Annotated in this window: 24 protein-coding genes and 3 tRNA genes; 16 read left to right on the forward strand and 11 right to left on the reverse strand. The window is 70.7% G+C overall.

Going from position 1 to position 23,125, the window contains the following annotated elements; genetic code table 11:
• The first annotated feature begins 31 nt into the window (after positions 1-31).
• The 4 genes from BMY74_RS22105 (at position 32) to BMY74_RS22120 (ending at position 1,098) form a co-directional block, all read left to right on the forward strand.
• Positions 32-661 carry a ScbR family autoregulator-binding transcription factor gene (locus tag BMY74_RS22105; protein ID WP_089918900.1) on the forward strand — a complete coding sequence of 210 codons (630 nt, stop codon included), beginning with the start codon at positions 32-34 and terminating at the stop codon, positions 659-661.
• A gap of 149 nt (positions 662-810) precedes the next feature.
• Positions 811-883, forward strand: a tRNA-Glu gene (locus BMY74_RS22110).
• Between the two features lie 53 nt (positions 884-936).
• Positions 937-1,010: transfer RNA gene (locus BMY74_RS22115), tRNA-Asp, on the forward strand.
• A 14-nt stretch (positions 1,011-1,024) separates the two neighbouring features.
• A tRNA-Phe gene (locus BMY74_RS22120) sits at positions 1,025-1,098 on the forward strand.
• 48 nt (positions 1,099-1,146) lie between these two features.
• Here the strand turns inward: BMY74_RS22120 and BMY74_RS22125 are convergent.
• Positions 1,147-1,857: a protein phosphatase 2C domain-containing protein gene (locus tag BMY74_RS22125; RefSeq protein WP_089918902.1), complete on the reverse strand. Its 711-nt coding sequence runs from the start codon at positions 1,855-1,857 to the stop codon at positions 1,147-1,149.
• A gap of 61 nt (positions 1,858-1,918) precedes the next feature.
• Here BMY74_RS22125 and BMY74_RS22130 point away from each other — a divergent pair, with 61 nt between their 5' ends.
• Both BMY74_RS22130 and BMY74_RS22135 read left to right on the forward strand, forming a co-directional pair.
• A complete protein-coding gene (locus BMY74_RS22130) occupies positions 1,919-2,128 on the forward strand; it encodes a helix-turn-helix domain-containing protein (protein WP_089918904.1) in 210 nt (69 codons plus the stop codon).
• Entirely contained in the window at positions 2,125-2,652 is a 528-nt protein-coding gene (locus BMY74_RS22135) for a Clp protease N-terminal domain-containing protein (RefSeq protein WP_245786285.1), read from the forward strand. Before BMY74_RS22130 ends, BMY74_RS22135 begins: the two co-directional genes overlap by 4 nt.
• Here the strand turns inward: BMY74_RS22135 and yczE are convergent.
• Positions 2,603-3,256: a membrane protein YczE gene (gene yczE / locus BMY74_RS22140; RefSeq protein WP_089918910.1), complete on the reverse strand. Its 654-nt coding sequence runs from the start codon at positions 3,254-3,256 to the stop codon at positions 2,603-2,605. The genes BMY74_RS22135 and yczE overlap by 50 nt on opposite strands.
• Positions 3,257-3,317: 61 nt before the next feature.
• On the opposite strand from yczE, the gene yczR reads away from it, so the two are divergent.
• A complete protein-coding gene (gene yczR / locus BMY74_RS22145; RefSeq protein ID WP_089918912.1) occupies positions 3,318-4,754 on the forward strand; it encodes a MocR-like transcription factor YczR in 1,437 nt (478 codons plus the stop codon).
• Between the two features lie 297 nt (positions 4,755-5,051).
• On the opposite strand, the gene BMY74_RS22150 is transcribed toward yczR, so the two are convergent.
• The 5 genes from BMY74_RS22150 to BMY74_RS22170 form a co-directional block, all read right to left on the reverse strand.
• Positions 5,052-5,852 carry a hypothetical protein gene (locus tag BMY74_RS22150; protein ID WP_089918914.1) on the reverse strand — a complete coding sequence of 267 codons (801 nt, stop codon included), beginning with the start codon at positions 5,850-5,852 and terminating at the stop codon, positions 5,052-5,054.
• Between the two features lie 811 nt (positions 5,853-6,663).
• The gene (locus BMY74_RS22155; protein WP_089918915.1) at positions 6,664-8,904 is read right to left on the reverse strand and encodes a CHAT domain-containing protein; all 2,241 of its coding nucleotides are present in this window, start codon (positions 8,902-8,904) and stop codon (positions 6,664-6,666) included.
• A complete protein-coding gene (locus tag BMY74_RS22160) occupies positions 8,901-9,260 on the reverse strand; it encodes a hypothetical protein (protein ID WP_089918917.1) in 360 nt (119 codons plus the stop codon). Before BMY74_RS22160 ends, BMY74_RS22155 begins: the two co-directional genes overlap by 4 nt.
• Entirely contained in the window at positions 9,257-9,787 is a 531-nt protein-coding gene (locus BMY74_RS22165; protein ID WP_089918918.1) for an RNA polymerase sigma factor, read from the reverse strand. The genes BMY74_RS22160 and BMY74_RS22165 overlap by 4 nt, the downstream gene beginning before the upstream one ends.
• A gap of 96 nt (positions 9,788-9,883) precedes the next feature.
• A complete protein-coding gene (locus BMY74_RS22170; RefSeq protein WP_089918920.1) occupies positions 9,884-11,047 on the reverse strand; it encodes a pyridoxal phosphate-dependent aminotransferase in 1,164 nt (387 codons plus the stop codon).
• A gap of 261 nt (positions 11,048-11,308) precedes the next feature.
• Here BMY74_RS22170 and BMY74_RS22175 point away from each other — a divergent pair, with 261 nt between their 5' ends.
• Positions 11,309-12,505: a DUF445 domain-containing protein gene (locus BMY74_RS22175; RefSeq protein WP_245786298.1), complete on the forward strand. Its 1,197-nt coding sequence runs from the start codon at positions 11,309-11,311 to the stop codon at positions 12,503-12,505.
• Here BMY74_RS22175 and BMY74_RS22180 read toward each other — a convergent pair.
• Positions 12,478-12,963, reverse strand: a complete 486-nt coding sequence (locus BMY74_RS22180) for a CGNR zinc finger domain-containing protein (RefSeq protein ID WP_245786286.1) — start codon at positions 12,961-12,963, stop codon at positions 12,478-12,480. The genes BMY74_RS22175 and BMY74_RS22180 overlap by 28 nt on opposite strands.
• 85 nt (positions 12,964-13,048) lie before the next feature.
• Between BMY74_RS22180 and BMY74_RS22185 the strand changes: the two genes are divergently transcribed.
• The 3 genes from BMY74_RS22185 to BMY74_RS22195 are packed head-to-tail and all read left to right on the forward strand — an operon-like array spanning position 13,049 to position 16,481.
• Complete coding sequence (locus BMY74_RS22185) at positions 13,049-13,573, forward strand: PadR family transcriptional regulator (protein WP_089919146.1); 525 nt, start codon at positions 13,049-13,051, stop codon at positions 13,571-13,573.
• Positions 13,570-14,247 (forward strand): ABC transporter ATP-binding protein, encoded by a 678-nt coding sequence (locus BMY74_RS22190; RefSeq protein WP_089918927.1) that lies wholly within the window; start codon positions 13,570-13,572, stop codon positions 14,245-14,247. The genes BMY74_RS22185 and BMY74_RS22190 overlap by 4 nt, the downstream gene beginning before the upstream one ends.
• Before the next feature lie 5 nt (positions 14,248-14,252).
• Complete coding sequence (locus BMY74_RS22195) at positions 14,253-16,481, forward strand: FtsX-like permease family protein (RefSeq protein ID WP_143091659.1); 2,229 nt, start codon at positions 14,253-14,255, stop codon at positions 16,479-16,481.
• Here the strand turns inward: BMY74_RS22195 and BMY74_RS22200 are convergent.
• On the reverse strand, positions 16,417-18,432 hold the full coding sequence (locus BMY74_RS22200; RefSeq protein WP_245786287.1) for an NACHT domain-containing protein: 2,016 nt from the start codon (positions 18,430-18,432) through the stop codon (positions 16,417-16,419). The two genes, BMY74_RS22195 and BMY74_RS22200, sit on opposite strands and share 65 nt — an antisense overlap.
• Before the next feature lie 72 nt (positions 18,433-18,504).
• Entirely contained in the window at positions 18,505-19,569 is a 1,065-nt protein-coding gene (locus BMY74_RS22205) for a methyltransferase domain-containing protein (protein ID WP_089918930.1), read from the reverse strand.
• Between the two features lie 117 nt (positions 19,570-19,686).
• Here BMY74_RS22205 and BMY74_RS22210 point away from each other — a divergent pair, with 117 nt between their 5' ends.
• The 5 genes from BMY74_RS22210 (at position 19,687) to BMY74_RS22230 (ending at position 22,337) form a co-directional block, all read left to right on the forward strand.
• On the forward strand, positions 19,687-20,064 hold the full coding sequence (locus tag BMY74_RS22210) for a helix-turn-helix domain-containing protein (RefSeq protein ID WP_089918933.1): 378 nt from the start codon (positions 19,687-19,689) through the stop codon (positions 20,062-20,064).
• A 5-nt stretch (positions 20,065-20,069) separates the two neighbouring features.
• The gene (locus tag BMY74_RS22215; RefSeq protein ID WP_089918935.1) at positions 20,070-20,729 is read left to right on the forward strand and encodes a hypothetical protein; all 660 of its coding nucleotides are present in this window, start codon (positions 20,070-20,072) and stop codon (positions 20,727-20,729) included.
• Positions 20,730-20,829: 100 nt separating this feature from the next.
• Positions 20,830-21,123, forward strand: coding sequence for a DUF2516 family protein (locus BMY74_RS22220; protein ID WP_089919150.1), 294 nt, complete (start codon positions 20,830-20,832; stop codon positions 21,121-21,123).
• Positions 21,120-21,776, forward strand: coding sequence for an alpha/beta fold hydrolase (locus tag BMY74_RS22225; protein ID WP_089918938.1), 657 nt, complete (start codon positions 21,120-21,122; stop codon positions 21,774-21,776). The genes BMY74_RS22220 and BMY74_RS22225 overlap by 4 nt, the downstream gene beginning before the upstream one ends.
• A 9-nt stretch (positions 21,777-21,785) precedes the next feature.
• Entirely contained in the window at positions 21,786-22,337 is a 552-nt protein-coding gene (locus tag BMY74_RS22230) for a type 1 glutamine amidotransferase domain-containing protein (protein WP_089918941.1), read from the forward strand.
• Positions 22,338-22,364: 27 nt separating this feature from the next.
• Here BMY74_RS22230 and BMY74_RS22235 read toward each other — a convergent pair whose 3' ends face one another.
• Positions 22,365-23,123: a MerR family transcriptional regulator gene (locus BMY74_RS22235; RefSeq protein ID WP_089918943.1), complete on the reverse strand. Its 759-nt coding sequence runs from the start codon at positions 23,121-23,123 to the stop codon at positions 22,365-22,367.
• Between the last annotated feature and the right edge of the window lie 2 nt (positions 23,124-23,125).

Here is a 23,125-nt window from a genome sequence, read left to right on the forward strand (position 1 = left end):
TCTCTTTCGCGGCAACGGCTAACCTTGGTCCATGCCCCAGCAGGACCGGGCGTACGCGACACGCGAGGCGATCCTCCACGCCGCGGCGGAGAAGTTCGACCGGCTCGGCTACGAGCGCACGTCGCTGACCGCCGTGCTCGCGCGCGCCGGACTCACCAAGGGCGCCTTTTACTTCCACTTCCCCTCCAAGGAAGCGGTGGCGGACGCACTGGTCGAGCGGCAGAGCGAGCTGTGGACCCGGCTCAGGGAGTCGTGGCGGCTGCGCGGGCTCGACCCGTTGAGCACCCTGCACGGCATGTTCACCGAGTCGGCCGACCGGATCGCCGCCGACGTCGTGCTGCGCGCGGGCGTGCGGCTCAACGCCGACCGCGAGGTCGGGTATCCGGGAGTGCCGAGTTCGCACGTCCTGTGGGAGAAGCTCGTCGCCACCTACGTGGCCGAGGCGGGCGAGCGCGGCCACCTGCGCGCCGGCGCCGATCCCGAAGCCGTCGCGCGGACGTTGTGCAGTGCCGCCCTCGGTTCCCGGTTGATCTCCTCGGCGACGACGGCGTGCACCGACTTCCCGGCACGGATCCGCGAGGTTCTGGCGCACGTGCTGCCCTGCGTCGCGGCTCCGGAGTGGAAGTTGTCTGGATCACAAACCGGGTCTGAAGGCCCGTGAACGGCCCGAAGTGCCCTGAACAGGCATTTGTTGATCTGGCCGATCCGGCCCTGAAGCGGGTTTGAGCAGGTCAGCGCATAAGTAGGACCCCCGTTTTGGAGGTGCGCGGACCTATGGCATATGCTTACGATGCTTCCAGAGACCAGCTAGTCCCCATCATCTAGCGGCCTAGGATCCCGCCCTTTCAAGGCGGTCGCGCGGGTTCGAATCCCGTTGGGGGCACGCAGTAACATGCAGTACAGTTCGTGCAGTACGGTAAGACCAGCAACAAGCAAGGCCCAGTGGCGCAGTTGGTTAGCGCGTCGCCCTGTCACGGCGAAGGTCGCGGGTTCGAGTCCCGTCTGGGTCGCTTTTCTCTCTCATGGCCAGGTAGCTCAGTTGGTACGAGCGACCGCCTGAAAAGCGGTAGGTCGGCGGTTCGACCCCGCCCCTGGCCATCCTTCTTGGAAAGAAGCCCCGCAGCACTCGCTGCGGGGCTTCTTTCGTTATGCGGTGAAGCTGATTCGCGCGATCGCCTGGTCGTCGTGCGTTTTGTAGCGCGGCCAGCGCTCGTGTTCCGAATCACCGCGCTCCGCTTCCCGGATTCGGTCGAGGACTTCACCCAGCGGCATTCGGAACAGGTCTTCCCACGCGAAGAGCCCGTACTCGGAGACCCCGCACGAGACACCGTCCGTGAGAGCGATCACATTCGTGACCTCGTCGCGCCGCCAGGACGCGGTCAGGGCCTGCTGTCCCGCCGCGGGATCGGCCTCCGCGACCCAGTAGCCGCCGGGCTTGTTCTTCCACCGGAGGATGTCCGGGTCCGGCCGCAGGTCCTCGAGCCTCGTGTCCTCGAGCACCCGAGTGGACTGTCCGAACGCGACGACCGGGGTGTCGCACAGGACGAGGGCGTCGATCGTTTCGTCGTTCCAGCGCACGATCGCCGCGGTGGACGAGGGGGAGTCGCCGGGGACCAGGCCGTGCGCCTCGGTGAGGGTGGTGATGGCCTGGGACAGCAGGTCGGTCAGCGGGTCGGTGGCGTTGATCGACCGAGCCAGTTCGTCGGCCAGTTCCGTTGCGTACCAACCGCCGTTGCGGTTCGGAGGTCTGGTTCGCGAGGTCACGCCGTCCAGCACGACGACGGCGTTCGGCAGCACCCTGATCCGGTCCTCGGTGACTCGGCCCGGAGCCCCCTGCTCAGCGGTCTCGATCTTCACGGACCCACCGTACGTGTCAACCTCGGTTGACGAATCCCGATTGTCAACGTAAGTTGACAGCATGACGGAAGCAACGGATCTCGCCACAGCGGCCGGGGACCACGACCCGAAGGTGGGGTTGCGGGCCGTCGGGGCGTTGCGGCGACTGCTGGAACACCTGGAGGCCGCCCAGGTCCGCAGTGCGCGGGCCAAGGGCTGGTCGTGGCAGGACATCGCGGCGGAACTAGGGGTGTCCCGTCAAGCGGTGCACAAGAAGCACGGGGGGCGATGATGATCGCGGAGCGGTTCACCAGGGAGGCCCGCGAGGCGGTCAAGGCCGCCGTGCGGGAGGCGGAGAAGGTCCACGCGGCCGAGGTCGGCGTGGAACACCTGATGCTGGCGTTGCTCGACGCGCCCGTGCTGGCCGGGTTCGACCTGCCGCGCGACGAGCTGGAGACGGCGTTCCGGGACTACCGGCGCAAGGGCGGGCTGACCAAGGCCGACGCGGATGCGTTGCGCGGCTTGGGAATCGACGTCGACGCGGTGATCGAGTCGGCCGAGCAGTCGCTCGGCAAGGGCGTGCTGCGGCCAGGCCCGCGCCGGCGGTGGTTCGGCATGCCGCTGGAGGCGGACTTCAAGAAGGCACTGGAGAACTCGTTGCGCGAGGCGCGCGACCTCGGCCACAACTACCTCGGTGCGGAGCACATCCTGCTGGCGTTGTTGCAGGGCAGGGGAATCGTGGCCGAGGTGCTGAACGAGCGGGACGTCACGTACGGGGAGATCCGCAAGCGGGCCGCGAGCGCTCGCGCCACGTGAGCGCGGGCAGGAACAGCTGCGCGAGCGGACCGATCCCGAGCGCGTAGAGGACCGTGCCGATGCCGACCGTGCCACCGAGCAGCCAGCCGGTGCCGAGCACGATCAGCTCGAGCACGGTCCTCGTCACGCGCAGCGAGACGCCCGTGCGGCGGCAGAACCCGGTCACCAGGCCGTCGCGCGGGCCCGGTCCGAGCCGCGAGCCGACGTACGCGGCGAACGCGACGGCGTTGAGCACGATGCCGAGGGCCAGGAACACGATCCTGGGCACGAGTCCCTGCGGCGCGGGCAGGATCGCGAGCGTCACGTCGACGGCGACGGCGATGACCACGACGTTCGCGATCGTGCCGATCCCCGGCTTCTGCCTCAGCGGGATCCAGGCCAGCAGCACCAGGACGCCGGCGATCGCGGTGATCAGGCCGAAGCTCAGGCCGGTGAGCTTCGTGAGGCCCTCGTGCAGCACGTCCCACGGGTTCAGGCCGAGCGTCGCGCGGATCTGCAACGCCATGCTCGCGCCGTAGAGCCACAGGCCTGCGGCGAGCTGCGGGAGGCGGCGGGCGGGTGCGATCCGGACGGAGACCTGGTGGAGTGCGGTCATGGAGGCCATGTGGCCATGTTGCGCTCCGATTGGCCTGGTAATCCATAGCCAATTCGTCATAATTGGCCTCATGCTCCCACCAGGTGGACGTATATCTGGCCCCAGGCTCGCGCGGTTGCTCGGCGAGTGGCGTCGTGGCGGGCCCCGGCAGTGCGTCGTTGATCTCGTCGCGGCGCTGAAACTGCTGGTCGCGGACGGACGACTGCCCGTCGGGACGCGGTTGCCGTCCGAGCGCGAGCTCACGGACGCGCTGCCCGTGAGCCGCACCACCATCACCGCGGCACTGGACCTGCTGCGCGCCGAGGGCGTGGTGGAGTCGCGGCGCGGCGCCGGGTCGTGGATCAACGGACCGGTGGGCTCCGGCGGTGGCATCACCGGAGTGGACGACACGCTGATCGACCTGTCCCGGGCCGCGCCGCCCGCGTTGCCGTCCGTGCGGCTGGCCATGGACGTCGCGATGGGCCAGATGCCGGAGCACCTCGCGTCGCATGGGTACGACGAACGGGGTCTTCCGGTGCTGCGGCAGCGGATCGCGGACCGCTACACGGCGCGCGGCCTGCCGACGTCACCCGACCAGATCGTGGTGACCTCCGGTGCGCAGCACGCGTGGGCGCTGGTGCTGAGGCTCTTCGTCGGGCCTGGTGACCGGGTGCTGGTGGAGCAGCCGAGCTACCCCAACGCGCTGGAGGCGGTGCGGGCGTCGTTCGGCATCCCGGTGCCCGTACCGATGCTCGCCGGCGGCTGGGACCTCGACGGCTTCGAGGCCGCGTTGCGCCAGGCGGGGCCCCGGTTGGCCTACCTGATCCCGGACTTCCAGAACCCGACCGGACTGCGGATGTCGTCCGAGGCGCGGGAGTCGCTCGCCGCCGTGCTCCGCAGGGCGCGTACGCCGCTGGTCGTCGACGAGACCTTGGTGGAGCTCGCGCTGGACGACTCACCTGCGCCTTTGCCGATGGCCGCGTTCGGCGGGGATTCGGTGGTGACGCTCGGATCCGCGAGCAAGTCGCACTGGGGCGGCCTGCGGATCGGGTGGATCAGGGCGTCCGCGGAGGTGGTGCACCGGCTGCTGTCGACGCGGGCGGCGATCGACCTCGGTACGCCGGTGTTCGAGCAGCTCGTGCTCGCCGCGTTGCTGGAGTCGCCGGAGAACGTGCTGCGGCAGCGGCGGGCGGAGGCCCTCGAACAGCGGGACGTGGCGGTGGCGGCGCTGCGCGAGCACTGTCCACAGTGGAGCTTCTCGGTGCCGGCCGGAGGGCTCGGGGTGTGGTGCGCCCTCGACGGCCCGGTGAGCACGCGCATCGCGGTGGTGGCGCAGAACCACGGCCTGCGGCTCGTCCCCGGTCCTCGCTTCGCGGTCCACGGGGGCTGTGAGCAGATGCTCCGAGTGCCGTACACGCAGTCGCCCGATGTGCTGCGCGAAGCGATCGGCCGTTTGGGTGTGGTGGCTGCATCCGTTGCAGGAACGGGATTTCCGGCGGACGCCGACCTGTCGCTGCCGGTCGCGTGAGACACGTCGGCCCGGTCTCCCGCAGCGGTGGAGACCGGGCCGACGAACCAACAAACCGGGTGGCCTGCGGCCGGGGAACGTCCCAGGGATTGACGTCCCCCGTCCGCAGGTTTCCCGTGCGGTCCGAGGCTGCGGGGGCAGCGCGGCTCTCGGACCAGACCCGACCTGCCAGGGCGCGGTTGGCAGGTCAGGAAGACTGGGTTCCTTGCGTACAACGGGAAATGTCTTGCGGAGTTACTGGCGCGACGCCACGAGAGGGTCACAAATCGCGCAGAGGGCAGACTTGTCCTGTCGGACTCAGTCGGGTGACGTTGCGGGAAGGCCCGGAATGCTGCCGGGCGCAGTGCCGTCGCGACGCTCCTCGACCGACCACGTGGTGGGCGGGAAGAGCGAGTTGTGCGACGTCAGGACGGCGAGCACGCCGCGCGTGCCGCCGGAGTTGTCGGTGTGGCCGGACGACACGGAGGCCGTCGCGACCGCGGGTGCGGGCTGCGGGGTGGGCAGCGGCGCGTCCGGGCCGGGAGCCGACCAGTTGTAGTCGTTCGCCGGCGCGGGTTCGGTCTTCACGGGAGTGGGCACCGGAAGATCGGGCAAAAGGGGCACGGCCTGCTTGGGCACCACGACGGGCGGTGCGGGCGGCGGCGGAGGGGGCGGGGGTGCCTCGGCCGCGAGCTTCGCGGCGACCTTGGCGGCGCGGACCTGGGCCTTGGCAGCGACGACCTCGGGAGGCGCCTCGTTCGTGACGGAGCCCGAGCGGCTGTTGCCCTGCGAGCCACCGGTGAAGTCGAGGACCGGGCCCTCGTCCGCGGGCTCCTCGTGCGCGGGCTCCTCGGCGGGCCGCGTCACGGCGGGCGGCGGCACGAGCCTGGCCGGCTGGTGCTTCTCGAGGACGGACGCGGTGAACGCCTCCGCCCACCTGGCCGGGTCCTCCCGCAGCTGCGGGGCCTCGGAGGCGGTGGTCTCGGCGGTGATCTCGACGGCAGGGGGCTCTTCCGGGCTGGCGGCCGCGGACGTCCCGCTCAGCAGCCAGGCGGCGGCGGTGAAGCCGCCGAGGGCAGCGGTCCGCAGCAGCAGTGCACGAACTCCACCACTCGCCACAGGATCACCACCCGTCCACCGTTTCAGGCTCACCCTCAACGCACAGCGCCGTCGGAGGTCGACGTAGGGCTATGTCTAGCACCGGAGAGTGACTTCGTGAACCAACTCGGCGTTAAACACCCGGAAGGGCGGTCTTGTGCGGCTGTCCGTGTCCGCCTGATCAGGCACGAACACCCTCAGTGTCGTCATCGGATCGAGTGACATTGCGCTTCGGTCCCGTGTGGACCGTGTCGCCGCGCGGGATGGTGTCCGATGTGGACGCGCCCAAACAGGTCAACAGCCTCTCTGAGCTGGCCGATCACGCCTCCGCGGCGCTCGGCCCGATCGTGGTGCACGATCGAGCGGGACCAAACGAGTCCTTGCTCCGTTCGGGGGAACTGATCGTGCTGCCACCGGACGCACCCACTGTGCGCAAGCGCTTGCGAAGCGTCTACTCGCACGAGGAGATCGCTTCCGGCGCCATTCGCATGCACCTGAAATCGTCCGAACGTGAACGGGTCGCCGAGATCGCGGCGGACGTCGGGGCCACCCCGAACCACGTCCACTTCGCCTGTCCGATCATGATCGGCACCTCCCGCCCGGTCGTCGGCGAGCGCCTGCCGGAGCTGTTGGGCGAGGGCACGGTCGCGTTGCTCGACACCGCTCTCGACGCTCCGCACGGCGAATTGGTCGCGGGCGTGCTCCGCCACCACGGCGCCTCGGTCCGCCCGTTCCCCGTGCTGTGCGCCGCCGGCTTCGGCGACGACCTGACGCTCGCCGCCGCCCTGCGCGCGACCCGCGACCTGCCGGTGGTGCTGGTGGCCTCGGGCACCTACTCGTTCGACGACCTCTGCCCGCCGGTGCTGGCCTCGTGCGGCGGCAACGTCGTGGCCGCGGCGGGCAACGGCGGTTCCGACCGCCCCTGGTGGCCCGCGGCCCTGCCCGCGGTGACGGCGGTGGGTGCTCCGGCCGGCTTCTCGGGACGTGGCCCGTGGGTGGACGTGGTCGCGTCCGGCGTCGACGTGCCGGCCACCGTCGGCTCCTCGCAGCTCCTCTGCACGGGCACCTCCTTCGCCGCCGCGCTGCACGCCGCCACCCTGGTGCCGGTGCCGTAACAGCTGAACCCGAGGTGGGCGACGGCCCTCGCCGCCTCCGCGGGGTGGTCGATCCGGCGGTGCACCTCGGCCATGGCCTCGCCGACCCGCGCGTCGGGTACCGGCAGGACGCTGGCGATCACGGTCCTGGTGCCGGCGTCGAGGAAGGCGCGGGCGAGCCCGGACTCGCAGGCGGACAGCACGACGACCTCCGGTGGGTTCCCGAGCCTCGCGACGTCGTAGCCGTAGAGCGGGCCGTCGCCGAGGTCGAGGTGCGAGAAGAGCGGGTTGCCGGGGTGGACGTGCCCGTGCGCCGCGATGTGCGCGATCTTCGCGCCTTCCATGCCCGCGAGCGTTGCCTCCACAGTGGACTTGACGATCGTGCCGCCGTGTTCTCGTTGGAGCGCGGGGACTTCACTGCGGACTCCCGGTCCGGTCACCCACATCCGGTAACCCCCTCTGGTTGCCGGTCGCCAGTGCCGCAGCGACGGGAGGACGTGCACCCGCTGACCCAGTGCCGCCCACGGCATCTCGTGGAGCACGCCGTCCGGGATCACGACCACCTCTTCGGCGTCGGGGAGGAGACCGGGGACTGGTCGTCCGGCGGCGACCGCCAGTCTCGCCTCCCGCACCAGCCGTGCCGGGTCCTCCACCTCGCGGAGGCTCGCGCGGCCGTTCTCGACCGTCACGGCCCGCATCCGTCCTTTGTGGAGGATGAAGCTGACCAGCGGCAGATCGGGGGTCGCGGGCGCATCGCCGGAGCGCGGCGCGGAGGCGAGGGTGAGCCGGCGGACGTCCCGTTCCAGCGCTTCGACCGGCAGCCCGTGCGCGCGTGCCCGGCGCAGGCGTGCGAGTGCTCGTGCGAGTTCAGGATCGTTGGGAGGCAACGACATCCTGCGGCGGTGCTGCTCCGACCAGTGCAGGACTTCGCGCGCGGTTCGGGCGAGTTCGAGCGCGTGTCCGGTCAGCTCGCGGCGCGGCCAGTCGCCGTGGTGCTCGTCGAGCACCTTGAGCCCGGCCCGGCAGGCCGCCAGCGCACCGCGGCGATCCGACCGGCGGGCCTGCGCGAGCCACCCGAGCGCCCGCGTCTGCGCCGGCCCGCGGAACCGGTGCGCCGCAACGGCGTCGAGCTCCCCGGCGGCGAGCATGAACTCGACGTCGGTGCCGCCCAGCTTCCGCGCGGGCTCGGGATCCCCGTCGCGCAACGCACACCGCGCGCTCAGCACGGCCAGCTCGGGCACGTGCCGGTTGCACCGGCGCAGCAACTCCATCGCGGGAGCGAGCACCCGTCGCGCCTCGGTGGTGAGTCCGGCCGCGAGCAGCGCCTCGGCGCGGTCCACGAGCGCCTCGGGCCGGCTCGTGGAGTCGAGACCGGCCTTCGCCGCCTCCTCGTACCGGCGGAGTGCGAGCGGCAGGTCGCCGGCGAGCATCGCGACGAACCCCCTGTTGTGCAACGCCATCGCCGCGCGCCCCGGCTCCCCGATCGCCTGCAGCAGCGTCTGCGCCGAGGCGAAGTCGGCCTCGGCCGCACCCAGCCTGATGGCGCCGCACCGCGCGATCCCGCGCCCGATCAACGCGTTCGCCAGCCACCGGTCGTCGCCGTACCGGCGCAGTTCCCTGATGACCGCGGTGAGCTCGGCGACGGCCAGCCTTGGCTCGGCCGTCTGGCAGAGGTGCAGCCCGCGCAGGCACCTCGCCCTGGCCAGCTCGCGCCCCCGCAGGTGCGGCGTGGCCGCGTCGAGGTGCCGGAGGCTCTGCTTCCGCCGCCCCCGGTCGAGGTCGATCCACGCGAGCGTGAGGTGGAACCGCGCCTCGCCGGTGAGCCGCAACCCGCGCCGCGCGACCTGTGCGGCGGCATCGAGGTGGCCGAGCTCGACGTGGGCGACGCTCAGGTCGTGCAACGCGTCAGCGCGTTGGGTTCTGGTGCCGCGGACCACGGTCGTCGCGATGGTGGCGCGGGGATCGGCGCTGGCGCTCATGCGACGAACCAGCCCGTCGTGAGGCCCAGGCCGGGCACGGTGACGCACACCGGTCCGGGCTTGACCGCCGCGCGGAACCAGCCTTCGGGGTCCGGGTGGAGGGTGGTCTTCGACGTCGGCGAGTGGACCTCAACGGCGGTGGTGAGGCCGTCCAGCACGCCGGTGAGGTGGCCGGGGTCGACCTGCAGGTGCAGGCGGCCGGTGCCGACGTGGAACGCGAGCTGCCGGGACGGGCCGCGAACCGGTTCGTCCACAGCCTCCATCGTGGCCAGGCCGGTCGGGCGCGGGCTGGGGACGGGCGGCGGGGTGTCCGAGCCGAACAGGTCGGCGATCTCGTCGAGCAGCGCGTCCCTCATCGCAGGCCCTCCAGCTTCCGTCGCAGGTCAGCGAGGCAACGGGTGCGCGTGGAGCCAACGCTCCCCACCTTCATCCCCAGGGCGTCGGCAACCTGTGCATAACTCAGTTCGGGGCTGTGGGCGGCGATCCGCAGGAGGCGCTGGCACCGCTCGTTCAAGGTCATGAGCGCGGACCACAGCCGGCGCTGCCGGTCGTTGGTGATCGCGACCTCGTCGGGGGCCGGCAGGACGGAGGCGGGCTCCCACAGGTCGTACGAGACCTCGCGGCCGCGCACCCGCAGCACGGTGATCGACTGCCGTGTGGCGGTACGGACCAGCCACGCTCCGAGGTGTTCGGGCTCTCGGAGGCGGGTGAGCTGTTCGGCCAGGCAGAGCCACGTGCACTGGTAGACGTCGGCGGCGTCGGCCTGGCTCAGCCGGAACGATCTGGGCACCGACCAGACGAGGCGGGAGTAGCGTTCGACGAGGGCGTCCCAGCCGTGCAGGCCGGAACGCCACCCCACGAGAACCTCAGTGTTCGAGTCCATGCCATTTGGAGTCGAACCCCGGGCCGGAGGCTCCACACCTCACCCGAAAGTGGGTTGTCCACAGCTGTGGAGAAACTCATCCACACCTGTGGACAACTACAGTTTATGGAGGCGCTCCACGGCCTCGTCGATCACCGCGTCCTGCTTGCAGAACGCGAAGCGGATCAGGTGCTTCCACTGCTCGGGCGTGTCCGTGAACACCTGGACCGGCACGGCCGCGACGCCGATCTTGGCGGGCAGGTCGCGGCACAACGCCAGGCCGTCCGTGTAGCCGAGCGGGCGGACGTCGGCGCAGATGAAGTACGTGCCCTCCGACGAACGCACCTCGAACCCGGCCGCACGCAGGCCCTCGGCCAGACGCGCGCGCTTCGAGGCGAGGGAGCCGCGCAGGGACGTGACCCAGTCCAGTTCGGCGGTCAGGGCGTGGGCCACGGCGGGCTGGAACGGCGCGCCGCCCACGAAGGTCATGAACTGCTTGGCCGCACGAACGGCTCCGACGAGCTCGGCGGGCCCGCACACCCAGCCGATCTTCCAGCCGGTGCAGTTGAACGTCTTGCCGGCGCCCGAGATCGACAACGTCCGCGACGCCATCCCCGGCAGCGAGGCCAGCGGGATGTGGACGAGCCCGTCGAACACCAGGTGCTCGTACACCTCGTCGGTGATCGCGAGCAGGTCGTGCTCGACGCACAGGGCCGCGATCGCTTGGAGCTCCTCCAAGCGGAACACCGTGCCGGTCGGGTTGTGCGGCGAGTTGACGAGGATGGCCCGCGTCCGCGGCGTGACGGCCGCGCGCAGGGCGTCCACGTCCAGCGCGAGCCGCCCGGAGGCGTCCTCGCGCAGGCCGACGGTCACGCGCGTCGCCCCGGCCATGGCCACGGAGGCGGCGTACGAGTCGTAGTACGGCTCGATCAGGATGACCTCGTCACCGGCCTCGACCAGCGCCAGCAGCGACGCCGCGATCGCCTCGGTGGCGCCGACCGTCACCAGCACCTCGGTGTCCGGGTCGTACGACAGCCCGTACCGCGAGCGGTGGGCGGCGACGGCGCGGCGCAGCACCGGCATGCCCGGGCCGGGCGGGTACTGGTTCACGCCCGACGCGATGGCCGACTGGGCCGCCGCGAGCATCGACCCCGGCCCGTCGGTGTCGGGGAAGCCCTGACCGAGGTTGACGGCGTCGTGCTGCACGGCCAGCGCCGTCATCTCCGCGAAGATGGTCGACGTGAACGGCTGCAAACGAGGAACTAGCGCTGGTACCCGCACAACGCAGGATCTTCACCTGGATCGGGTGCCGAGGGAAGTCCGCCTCACGGGGATGTGAGAAATCGCTGTTGTCAGGGGGCTCTCCCCCCTGTCGGATCGAACGTGCCCTTGATGCGGCCCGGCAGCCGGCGGCGGGCGGAAACGCGATTGGCCGAGGAGCCGGGCCTGCAAGATCGGCCCTCAAGCCGGAAGTTGACGGACAATGGACGTGTGGAGCAACTGACCGCCGCTGACCAGCAGAAGCGCACCGACCTGCGCAAGATGAAGCTCGTCGCGACGAGCTTCCTGATAGGCGCGACGGTCATCTTCTTCGGCACCCACCTCTTCGAGGGCGCCTGGGTGGGCTACGTCCGGGCCGCCGCGGAGGCCGGCATGGTCGGCGCGCTCGCCGACTGGTTCGCCGTCACGGCGCTGTTCCGGCGTCCCCTCGGCCTGCCGATCCCGCACACCGCGATCATCCCCGAGCGCAAGAACATGTTCGGGCAGACGCTCGGCGACTTCGTGGGCGTCAACTTCCTCAGCCCCGAGGTGGTGCAGGACAAGCTCCGCCGGGCGGGCATCGCGGAGCGCGCCGGGGCGTGGATCAAGCAGCCGGAGAACGCGGAACGGATCACCACCGAGCTCGCGAACGTCCTCAAGGGCGCGATCACGGTCCTCAAGGACGAGGAGGTCCAGGCCGTCGTCGAGCAGGCGATCGTCAAGCGCGTCACGGAGAAGCCGTGGGGGCCGCCGCTCGGCAAGCTGCTCGAGCAGGTCCTCACGGACGGGGCGCACCACAAGCTCGTCGACCTCATGTGCGACCGCGCCTACGAGTGGGTGCGCGACAACTACGACAAGGTCAGCCTCATCGTCACGGACCGGGCGCCCACGTGGTCGCCCAAGTTCGTCGACGCGATGCTCGGCGACAAGGTCTACACCGAGCTGGTCAACTTCGCGTGGGCGGTCAAGACCGACGTCAACCACCCGATGCGGCTCGCGGTCGACCAGTTCATGATCGAGTTCTCGAGCGACATGCAGACCGACCCGACGACCATGCAGAAGGCCGAGCAGGTCAAGCAGCAGGTCATCAACCACCCCGACGTGCAGAAGGTGATCAGCAGCGCCTGGGGCACGGCCAAGAAGATGCTCATCGACGCCGCCGAGGACCCGTCGAGCGAGCTGCGCAAGCGCGTCACGCAGGGGCTGATCACGCTCGGCACGAACCTGACGACCGACGACGAGTTGCGCGCCAAGGTCGACGGCTGGCTGGAGCAGGCCGCCGGGTACGTCGTGAGCAACTACCGCGCGGAGATCACCACGCTGATCACGGACACGGTCGAGCGCTGGGACGCGGAGGAGACCTCGCGCAAGATCGAACTGCAGGTCGGCAGGGACCTGCAGTTCATCCGGATCAACGGGACGGTGGTCGGCGCGCTCGCCGGCCTGGTGATCTACACCGTGGCCAACGTGCTGTTCTGAGCTCTCGTTCTCTTGCGGAACGTGCGCGCCTTCTCGCGGTTGCCGCACACCTGCATCGAGCACCAGGTGCGTGAGCGGTTGCGGGAACGGTCGAAGAACGCGCGTTGGCAATCGTCGGCCGGACAGATCTTGAAGCGTTCCCACGAGCCCAGCACCGCGAGGCGGGCCGACGCGGCGAGCACCGCGCCGAGCGCGTCCGAGCTCGACAGCACCGGGACGCCGTCGGTCAGCTCGATGTGCACGACACCCGCTGCCGTCTGAGGTCCCGAGGACCCCTCGATGGACGACCGCAGTGCCGCACGAGCGGCGCGCGCCTGCGCGATTTCGCTGCTCCGCCCGAGGCCGCGCTCGGCTACCCACGCGCGCCAGGAGGCTTCACTGTCCAGTACGTGTCGAGTGTTCAGGAAGTCGAGCAGCAGCTCGACGTCGTGATCCCAGCCGACAGTCAGACCAGTCACCCCACCACTGTAGGCGCCACGGCGGTCGCCGTCAGGCCGTCCGAGGAATGCACTCGGTGTATACATGGTGTGTATAGTGCTCCTCATGTCGATCGGACACGCACTGTTGGGGCTGCTAGAAGGCGGTCCAAGGCACGGGTACGACCTGAAGCGCGCCTATGACGAGCGTTTCGGGCAGGACCGGCCGTTGCACTACGGACAGGTGTATTCGACCCTGTCGAGGTTGCTGAAGAACGGCCTCGTGAGCGAGGCCGGCGTCGAGGCGGGGGACGGTCCGGAGCGCAAGCGGTACGCGATCACGGACGCCGGGGTCACCGACGTGGAGCGCTGGCTCGGCACGCCGGAGAAGCCCGAGCCGTACCTGCAGAACACGCTCTACGCGAAGGTCGTGCTGGCCCTGCTGTCCGGCCGCAGCGCGACCGAGGTGCTCGACACCCAGCGCGCGGCGCACCTGCGGGCCATGCGCGACCTCACCAGGCGCAAGGTGGACGGCGACCTCGCCGACCAGCTGATCTGCGACTTCGCCCTGTTCCACCTCGAAGCCGACCTGCGGTGGCTCGAGCTGACCGCGGCACGCCTGGACGCACTCGCCGAGGAGGTGGCCCGATGACGACGCTGCTGTCCGCCGAGGGCCTGCACAAGTCGTTCGGGAAGACGAGCGCGCTGGACGGCGCCGGCATCGCGATCCGCGAGGGCGAGGTCGTCGCGATCATGGGCCCGTCCGGGTCCGGCAAGTCGACCCTGCTGCACTGCCTCGCGGGCATCCTCCCGCCGGACTCGGGCACGGTCACTTATCGCGGCCAGGACCTGACCGCGATGACGGACAACGCCCGCAGCGAGCTGCGCAGGACCGAGTTCGGGTTCGTCTTCCAGTTCGGCCAGCTCGTGCCGGAACTGACGTGCCTGGAGAACGTGGCTCTCCCGCTGCGGCTCAGCGGCATGAAGCGCAAGGACGCCGAACGCGCCTCCCGCGACTGGATGGAGAGGCTCGAGGTCGACACCGTCGCGGACCAGCGTCCCGGCGAGACCTCCGGTGGTCAGGGCCAACGCGTCGCGGTCGCCCGTGCGCTGGTCACGGCGCCGAAGGTGGTCTTCGCCGACGAACCCACGGGTGCGCTCGACTCGCTGAACGGCGAACGGGTCATGCACCTGCTCACGACCGCGGCCAGGGAGACCGGCGCGGCCGTCGTCCTCGTGACGCACGAGGCGCGGGTCGCCGCCTACTCCGACCGCGAGGTCGTGGTGCGCGACGGCCGTTCGCGGGACGTGGAGTTCGTCAGGTGAGGCGCGTGCTGAGCGATCTCGCCCTGGGGGTCCGGCTGGCTGTCGGGGGCAGCCGGAAGTCCTGGGTGAGGCTCGCGCTCCAAGGGGCCGGCATCGGCATGTGCGTGGCGGTGCTGCTCCTCGCGGCGTCGATCCCGACCGCCTTCGGCAACCGCGACCTGCGCGACGACGCCCGCGAGGTCGTGGAGGAGGGCACAGGGCCCGCACCGCTGCTGGTGGAGAACGGATCGGTCGCGTTCCGGTCCGACTACGTCAGGGGCGAGTACGTGCGGGCGCTCGTGTCGGACGCGCCCAAGCCACCCGGCGTCGACCGCCTGCCGGGCGACGGCGAGATCATCGTGTCGCCGCACCTCGCGGACCTGCTGGCGAGCCCCGAGGGCGTACTGCTGCGGCCGAGGTTCCCCCAGAAGGTGATCGGCACGTTCGCCCCGGAGGGCATGGACGGGCCGCTCGACCTGCGGTTCCTCGCGGGGGACGCGACGATCCAGCCGAACGACGGCAACCAGGCCCACGGGTTCGGCAAGGAGGGCAGCGGCGGCGGGCTGCCGACGGTCCTGCTGATGCTGAGCATCGTCGGCGCGGTCGTGCTGCTGTTCCCCGTGCTGGTGTTCGTGAGCGTCGCGACCAGGCTGGCGGCGGCTCAGCGCGACCGCCGCCTGGCCGCCCTGCGGCTGGTCGGAGCGGGTGCGTCCCGGGTCAGGCTGATCGCCTCCGGGGAGGCGCTGGCCGGCGCGGTGGTGGGACTCCTCATCGGGTTCGGGCTGATGTTCGCCATCAGGCCGCTCGCCGACGACATCCCGCTGCCCGAGGTCGCGACGTTCCCGAGCGACCTCACCCCGACTCTGCCGCTGACGCTCGTCGTGATCGTCTCCGTGCCGGTCCTGGCGGTGCTGACCTCGGTGTTCGCCATGCGGCGGACGATCGTCGAACCGCTCGGCGTCGTGCGCGAGCAGAAGCCGGTCCGGCGCAGGCTGTGGTGGCGGGTCATCCCCGCGCTGGGCGGCGTGGCGCTGCTGGGGAGCCAGGCCGGCAAGTTCGCGAACGGGAGCAAGGCCGAGTCGTGGCCGGTCATCGGCGGTGTCGTCCTGCTCATGTTCGCGGTGCCCGCGTTGCTGCCGTGGCTCGTCGAACGGGTCGTCCACCAGGTGCGCGGCGCCACGCCCGCGTTGCAACTGGCCGTGCGCCGGTTGCAGCTCGACGCGGGCACGGCGGCCAGGGTCGTCGGCGGGGTGGCGGTGGTGCTCGCGGGCACCGTGACGCTGCAGATGACCCTGGCGAGCGTCGAGAACGAGGTGAGGGCCGAGGACCAGCGGGAGCGGGACAACCCCTCCCTCTCCGTCACGGTGAACGAGACCACCCCTCTGCCGGAACTGCCGGGCGTGCTGGCCGGGACGCAGGGTGTCCGCCGGGTGGAGACCTTGCGGAGCACGTACGCGACGACGCAGGACAACGACCACACCTCCGTCTCGGTGGGGACGTGCGCCGCGCTGGAACTGGTGGTGCGCATCGCGGACTGCGCGGACGGCAGGACCTACCTGGTGCCGTCCGGCAACGGCGTCGGCGACCCGAAGGCCGGTGACACCCTCACCTTCGCGAAGACCGGTGGGACGTGGACGGTGCCCGCGGTGGAGCGCGCGAACGGCAACGTCTTCGGCCTCTACGCCACTCCGGCCGCCGCCGCGGGCCTCGACCTGACCGGCTCGCACACCGAGCTCCAGGCGGAGGTGGACACCTCGCGGCCGGACGTCGTGGAGCACGTGCGCAACGCCCTCGCGCCCTACTCGTGGCGGGTGCACACGATCTTCTACGGCGAGGACAGCACCTCCGAGATCGAGCAGGTGTTCCTCGCGGTGCGCAGGGCGCTCTACGCGGCCGCGCTGCTCACGTTGCTGCTCGCGGGCGCGTCACTGCTGGTCGTGGGCATGGAGCAGGTGCGGGAACGACGGCGCCCGCTCGCCGCGATGGCGGCCAGTGGCGTGCCGCGCCGCACGCTCGCGTTGTCGCTGGTGTGGCAGAACGGGATCCCGCTGGTGATCTCGACGGTCGTGTCGGTCGGCACCGGGATCCTGCTCGGCGTGCTCGTGACGAAGGCGTTCGACGCCGAGGTCCACTACGACTGGACAGGCATCGGCGTCGTCACCGGCATCTCGGTGGGTCTGGTCCTGCTGGTCACTGCTCTGACGTTGCCCTCGCTGAGAAGGGCGACCGGAGCACTTGGCCTGCGGACCGAGTAGTGACCTCGTGCTCTGCCAGGCGGTCCTGCACCAGCCCGTGCCGGAACTGGTAGCAGGCCCCCGCCCGGCAGAGCACGCCGAGCTTGCGCGCGTCTTCCAAGAACACCATCAGCTCCCACGGCAGCTTCCCGCGCAGCGCCAGCCAGATCCGCGCGACGGTGAACCACCACCAGCGCAGGTGCAGCACCGCGAGCGCGAAGCCGAGCATCAGGCCGGACGCGAGTCCCAACCCGACCATCCCGGTCTGGGCCGGGCCGAACACGAGCGCGGCCGCCGAGCCGAACACCACGGCCAGCACGAGAGAACCCGTCCACACCGCGATCCGGTCGCGCGCCATCGTCCATTGAGGACTGGAGGCCTGGGACAGCTCGGCGGCGCTCGACAACGCGAACCGCAGCGCGATCGCCACGGCGAGCCCGAGGCCGACCACGAGGCCGGCGGAAAGTCCGTACAGGGCACCGAAGACGAGCCCGGCGGCGAGGCCGAGCACACCGGGCACCAGCAGCAGGCTGCGCCAGATCCCCAGCCGTGGCTTGGTCTTGCGCTCCTGCGACGCGGTGAGCGCGGCCGCTCCGACGCCGATGCCTGCGACCAGTCCGGTGATCGGCGCCAGCTTCGGCGTGATCGAGTACGCCATCAGCCAGCCGACGCCGAAGCCGCCGATGGCGCCCAGCACCAGTGCCCCGAGCACCGCGAGCCACGTGCTGCCGACCGACCGGCGCAGCTCCCACCAGGCCAGTTCGCGGATGCCCCGGTCGCGCATCTCGTGGGCCAGGAACTCGAGCCACTTGCGCGCCCTGTCCCGCGGCCAGACCTGCGAGGCCTTGGCGTGGTGCGCGAACGCCCTGTTGCCGAACGCCCGCGACACCAGTTCGTCGCAGAGGTGGTCGGAGATCGCCCGCGCGTCCGGGAAGCGGCCCCGGTCGAGCAGTTCGGTCGGTTCGGCCTCGCTGTCCGCGTAGACCATGCTGGCCAGCCACATCGTGAGCGGCGTGGAGAGCGCGTCCGCGAGCCTGCCGTCCGGTTCCTCGCGCAGCTGGATGAACACCGGCTCCCAGCGGGCCGCGCCCCAGCTGTCGGCGCTCGCCCGCAGGTAGGCGGCGACCTCGTCCAGGTCGAGCGGGGTCAGTTCGACGACGTCCGCGCCCGGCAGCGGCCCGGCGAGGTGGACGGCCTGCGCGAACTCGTCGGTGCGGCAGGTCAGCACCAGTGGCCGGTTCCCGAACGCCTTCGCGATCCGGGTGAGGGCGTCCGCGCGCTGGTGCGCGGGGATGTCGTCGAGGCCGTCGAGGATCGGCAGGACCAGGTGCTGCTCGACCAGCAGATCACCGGCGTAGCTGCCGTACAGCTCGGTGTTGCGCAACGCCGGGTGGTCCTCGTACAGCCTGCGCGTGAGCCACGTGCGGACGTCCTCGACCGCCGGGTTCCACGTCGACAGCGGCAGCAGCACCGGGACCATGCCGCCGTCGTAGCGGTCCAGCAAGCCGCACGTCAGCAGCATCGCGACCGTCGACTTGCCGCTGCCGGCCTCGCCGATGACCACCATGCGGTGGTTGAGCTGCCGTTCGAACGCGCCCACCACGGCGTCGCTGCGTCCGGGCGGCGCGTCCGGCTCGTCGCTCACGTCCAGCTCGGGCGCGACCCAGTGCAGGTCGAGCACGTCCGGGTCGGTGAGGCCGCGGGAGCGGACCTCCTCGTTCCACTGCGCCTGCAGGCCGACGGCGAGCGCGCGGCACGCCGCGTCGAGGTGCTCGTCGCTGCTCAGTTCGGCGTTGTGCCTGCGGCGGACCCACGGGTCGAGCAGAGCCAGCAAGCCCAGGAACGCCAGCGCGAGCACGACCAGCCACAGGTGCGGGTTGATGCCGTGGTCGGTGACGAACAGCCCGGCCGCGGTGAGCAGCGCGGTCAGCACGCAGCCGGTCAGCAACGCCTGCTGACGGAATCTGGACATGCGACGAATCATGACGCACCGCATCCGCCCGGGGTCGATTCAGTGACCCGTGTCGTGACGTTCAGTTGTTGATCACAGGTGCCAGCTCCGGCCGCCGAGGGTCAGGTGCTGACCGTCGGTCCCGATGCTGACGCCGAACTGGCCTCGGCGGGGTTCGCCCAGGTCACGCCATTCGTCGAAGGCGGCTTCCACGAGGTCCCACAGCCGGCGGGGGCCGCCCTGGTCGACGTGCGAGCCGCGGTGGTGCACCCACGATCCGTCCGAATGGGCCAACCGGTCCGGCCCCGGGACGACGTCCGGCAGGGCGGTGCCCGCGAAGAACTCGAACGGGTTCGCCGGGGTGAGCACCGTGAACGGCAGAGTGGTGGTGCGGCGGTCGGACCCGCCCGCCTCGGCGAGCGCCGGCGTCAGGGCGTGCGCGCGCAACGGCATGAAGCGCCCGTCCTCGGGGAGCACGCGGCCTTCGCCGGTCCCGTCGCCGTTGGACGTGATCAGCACCAGCCCCGCGCCGAGCGGCCGGTGCAACGTCGTCACGACCAGACCGCCCGGCCGCGTCTGCTCCAGCCAGGCGGGCGGGACGGTCGAGACGGAGCAGGTGGCGAGCACTCGGTCGTACGGAGCGCGCTCCGGGTGGCCGAGCGCGCCGTCACCCGTCACGCAGGCGGGGAAGAAACCGTTGTCGTGCAGTCGTTCCTGCGCGCGCCGGGAGACGAACGGGTCGACGTCGATCGTGGTGACCCGGTCCGACCCCAGTGCGTGGCACAGGAGCGCGGCGTTGTAGCCCGTTCCGGTGCCGACCTCGAGGACCGTCTGTCCGGTGTGGACGTCCAGTGCCTCCAGCATGATCGCCATGATCGTGGGCATGCTCGACGAGGAGGTCGGTGTGCCACCGGTCACCGCGTCGTCGCCGTCGAACTGGGTGACCCAGGCGTCGTCGGCGTAGACGAGTTCGAGCCACCCGGGATCGCCCGAGGCGACGCGCTCCCAGTCTCCGCTCGGCAGCAGGCGGTAGAAGTGCGGCAGGAACCCGTGCCGGGGAACGGCGCGAAAAGCCTTGTGCCACCGGGGATCGCGCAGCACTCCAGTGCCGAGCAGGTGGTCCGCCAACTCGGCGCGCAGGGCTCCGGCGTCGTCCATGTCACCCCCACGGTATCGCTGTGGCGGAGCCCACGCAGCGATTGCTAGCAGCGTGCTTGCAACTGCTAGCACTCGTCGCTAACGTGGTTGTTGGCACGAGGAACGGGAGCGGGAACAGTGGACAAGTCCATCGACAAAGCAGTCGCGGACCTCGGCCGCAACATCGGTGAGTACATCCGCGAGCAGCGCAACTCCGCCAAGATCTCCTTGCGGGAGTTGGCGAAGCAGGCGGGTGTGTCGAACCCCTACCTCAGCCAGATCGAGCGGGGACTGCGCAAGCCCAGTGCGGAGATCCTGCAGCAGATCGCCAAGGGGCTGCGCATCTCGGCCGAAGTGCTCTACGTCGAGGCCGGGATCCTCCAGCAGCGCGAAGGCGGTGCGTTGGCGGACGCCATCGTCGCCGCGACCGATCTGACCGAGCGGCAGAAGCAGGTGCTGCTCGACGTCTACGAATCTTTCAGGCGGGAGAACGCCGCCAAACAACAGGAGGACTGATCTCCATGCCGAAGCTGACCCAGGACGACGTTCGCAAGGGTGCCGAGCAGGCCGCCCACGCCGCCCGCCAGGCGCTGCTCGCCGCGCTCGGTGCCGGTGACCTCGCCGCCAAGGCCGTGGTCGAGGCGCTGGGCAAGGCCAAGGAGCGCGCCGACGAGGCCCGCAGCCAGGCCGTCGACATCCCGAACGAGCTCAAGGACCTGCGCGAGAAGCTGCAGCCGGCCGAGCTGAAGAAGCTCGTCGACGCCTACACCGCCTCCGCGGTGAACCTGTACACCTACCTCGCCGACCAGGGCGAGCAGACGCTGGAGCAGATCAAGGCCCAGCCGCAGGTCAAGCAGGCCGTGGAGCAGGTCGAGCAGGCCGTCGAGGCCGCGCAGAAGCGCGCCGAGTCCGCCGCCGCCGACGCCAAGGTCCTCGCGGACGACGTGCTCGGCAAGGTGACCCGCCGCACCCGTTCGGTCGGCGAGAAGGTCGCCAACGAGGTCGAGGACGCGGCCGAGAAGCTGGCCGAGGAGATCGTCGAGGTCGGTGGCGAGGCCGCGCACGAGGTGCGCAGCACCGCCCGCAAGACCGCGAACCGCACCGCGCCGCGCAAGCCGGCGACCACGACCCGCAGCACCACCACCGCTGCGAAGAAGACCACGCCGAACACCACCAAGTGAGTCGCTGAGGTCTGAGGAGGGGAGCGGCCTGACCGGGCCGCTCCCCTCTTCGCGTACCGGCACGTAGGCTGGCCCTGTGTTCTACCTGCCGGTCATCAGCATCTGGAACCTCGACGGCATCGTCTACTTCCTTGCCGACGTGGGGTTCAGCATCTTCGGCCTGTTCGCGTTCTTCCACGTCCTGAGCCAGCGGGTCGACGCGTTCACCGCGATCGAGCGCATGACCAAGCCCGCCTGGCTGGGGATCACCGGCGGTGGCGCCGCGGCCCTGCTGCTGTTCAGGCCCGGCGACGTCGGCGCGATCTTCTGGTTGGCCGGCCTCGTCGCGGTGCTCGTCTACATGGTGGACGTGCGCCCGAAGCTGATCGAGGTCCAGCGCGGCCCGCGTTGGTGATCACGCACTCGTACGGCTCGGGCTCACCGGTCACGCTCGTCGCCCACGGCCTCGGCGCCACGCCCGGCGAGGCGCGCATCCCCGCCTCCGGGCTGCCCGGCACCCGTGTGGTGGTGACGCTGCCGTCCCATGGTGACGCCCCGGACGCGCCGACCGGCTACTGGGACTACGGGCGGATCGCGGCCGACCTGGGCACCGTCGAGGCCGATCACGCCGTCGGCGTGTCGCTGGGCGCGGGCGCGCTGGTCCGGCTGCTGTCGCAGGAGCCCGGCCGCTTCCGGCGCGTCGCCCTGCTGCTGCCCGCGGTGCTGGACCGGCCCCGGCAGCCGTTCACGCTCCAGATGCTCTCCGACCTGACCACCGGGCCGCCGATCTACGTGGCCGAACGGCGGGCCGCGCTGAAGCGCCTGGAGGCCGCCGCCGAGCAGTTGCCGGGTCAGGTGGCCGTTGCCGACGCGTCGTCGTTGGCAGCCGTGTCGGCTCCGGTGCTGGTCATCGCGGCCACCGGCGACCCGCTGCACCCCGAGGACGTGGCGAAGGAGACGGCCGCTGCGTTCCCGAACGGCGAGCTGTGGCTGATCGACTCGCCGTCACCGATGATCACCCATCGGAGCGAGATCAGGCACAGGTTGGTCTCCTTCTTCGCCGGGTAGCCGAAGTGCATGGCTGAACAGAAGAAGATCGCGTTCCTGGTGGCGGAAGAGGGCATCGAGCAGGTCGAGCTGACGGACCCGTGGGCCCACGTCGAGAAGGCCGGCGGTGTGCCGCGCCTGCTCGCGCCGAAGCTCGGTGAGGTCCGCGGCTTCCACCACCTCACGCCCGCCGACGCGTTCCCCGTCGACACGACCTTCGCCGACGCCAGCGCGGACGACTACGACGGTGCGGTGATCCCCGGTGGCGTCGCCAACAGCGACTTCCTGCGCATGGACAAGGACGCCGTGGAGCTGGTCAAGGCCCTCGTCGCCGCCGGCAAGCCGATCGCGGCCATCTGCCACGGACCGTGGCTGCTCGTCGAGTCCGACGTCGTGCGCGGCAAGATGGTCACCTCGTTCCCGAGCCTGCAGACCGACCTGCGCAACGCGGGCGCCGACTGGGCGGACCAGGAGGTCAGGGTCTGCGACATGAACGGGTGGACGCTCGTGACTTCCCGCAACCCCGACGACCTGCCGGCGTTCAACCGGGAGGCGTTGAAGGTGTTCGGGCTGTCCGAGTAGCCGGGATCTGCAGCTCCCGGCACTCACCTACAGGCGCGTCACGGCGTAGTGCGCCATGGCGTCACGCAACCACTCGGCCATGTTGCCGCCGCCCTCGACCTCGAAGTTGCCCCGGAACTCGTCCGAGTCGACGTAGAGGTCGCCGAGGCCCTGGTAGGCCTCCCGGTTGGGCGTCCAGCTCAGGCAGATCCAGCGGTAGTGGCGGTCGATGAGCTCCTGCGTCTCAGGAGCGTCGATCGCCGTGCCCGCTGTGTAGAGCTCGCCGAGCGCCGCGGCGATGTCGCGCCACTCGGCCATGAACCGGTCCGCGTCGGCACGCGTCCAGCCCTTCATCTTCTCCTTGCTCTGGGCGATGTGCTCGCGCGCACCGTCGCCGTAGCGTTCGACGAGCTCGGCCTCGTGGCGCTCCTGCTTCTTCGCGTCGAAGCCGTCGAACAGCTCTTCCATCTTCATCTCGTCCCCTCCTTCCAGTTCCGCGATCGTCCGCGCGACGGTGTTGGCGAGCCGGTCCAGCCGTTGCCGTTCCGATTGCAGCCACCGGTGGTGGTCGCGCAGGACGGTCAGCTGGTCCGTGCCGTTCAACATCTGCGCCACCACGTCGAGGCCCAGGCCGAGGTCGCGCAGCAGCAGGATCTGCTGCAGGCGGTGGACCTGCTCCTTCTCGTAGTAGCGGTAACCGTTGTCGCCGATCCAGGCCGGCGGCAGCAGCCCGATCGAGTCGTAGTGCCGCAGCGTCCTGGACGTCACCTTCGACATCCGGGCCACCTGGGCGATCGACCAGGCCATTC

The sequence above is a fragment of the Lentzea albida genome, from assembly GCF_900111005.1.
Lineage (GTDB): Bacteria > Actinomycetota > Actinomycetes > Mycobacteriales > Pseudonocardiaceae > Lentzea > Lentzea albida.

Excerpts from the sequence above, each read along its gene's own strand:
- BMY74_RS22105 (WP_089918900.1), top strand. The coding sequence starts at position 32 with ATGCCCCAGCAGGACCGGGCGTACGCGACACGCGAGGCGATCCTCCAC.
- BMY74_RS22130 (WP_089918904.1), top strand. The coding sequence starts at position 1,919 with ATGACGGAAGCAACGGATCTCGCCACAGCGGCCGGGGACCACGACCCG.
- BMY74_RS22135 (WP_245786285.1), top strand. The coding sequence starts at position 2,125 with ATGATGATCGCGGAGCGGTTCACCAGGGAGGCCCGCGAGGCGGTCAAG.
- yczE (WP_089918910.1), bottom strand. The coding sequence starts at position 3,256 with ATGGCCTCCATGACCGCACTCCACCAGGTCTCCGTCCGGATCGCACCC.
- yczR (WP_089918912.1), top strand. The coding sequence starts at position 3,318 with ATGCTCCCACCAGGTGGACGTATATCTGGCCCCAGGCTCGCGCGGTTG.
- BMY74_RS22155 (WP_089918915.1), bottom strand. The coding sequence starts at position 8,904 with ATGAGCGCCAGCGCCGATCCCCGCGCCACCATCGCGACGACCGTGGTC.
- BMY74_RS22160 (WP_089918917.1), bottom strand. The coding sequence starts at position 9,260 with ATGAGGGACGCGCTGCTCGACGAGATCGCCGACCTGTTCGGCTCGGAC.
- BMY74_RS22165 (WP_089918918.1), bottom strand. The coding sequence starts at position 9,787 with ATGGACTCGAACACTGAGGTTCTCGTGGGGTGGCGTTCCGGCCTGCAC.
- BMY74_RS22175 (WP_245786298.1), top strand. The coding sequence starts at position 11,309 with ATGAAGCTCGTCGCGACGAGCTTCCTGATAGGCGCGACGGTCATCTTC.
- BMY74_RS22185 (WP_089919146.1), top strand. The coding sequence starts at position 13,049 with ATGTCGATCGGACACGCACTGTTGGGGCTGCTAGAAGGCGGTCCAAGG.
- BMY74_RS22190 (WP_089918927.1), top strand. The coding sequence starts at position 13,570 with ATGACGACGCTGCTGTCCGCCGAGGGCCTGCACAAGTCGTTCGGGAAG.
- BMY74_RS22200 (WP_245786287.1), bottom strand. The coding sequence starts at position 18,432 with ATGTCCAGATTCCGTCAGCAGGCGTTGCTGACCGGCTGCGTGCTGACC.
- BMY74_RS22205 (WP_089918930.1), bottom strand. The coding sequence starts at position 19,569 with ATGGACGACGCCGGAGCCCTGCGCGCCGAGTTGGCGGACCACCTGCTC.
- BMY74_RS22215 (WP_089918935.1), top strand. The coding sequence starts at position 20,070 with ATGCCGAAGCTGACCCAGGACGACGTTCGCAAGGGTGCCGAGCAGGCC.
- BMY74_RS22230 (WP_089918941.1), top strand. The coding sequence starts at position 21,786 with ATGGCTGAACAGAAGAAGATCGCGTTCCTGGTGGCGGAAGAGGGCATC.
- BMY74_RS22235 (WP_089918943.1), bottom strand. The coding sequence starts at position 23,123 with ATGGCCTGGTCGATCGCCCAGGTGGCCCGGATGTCGAAGGTGACGTCC.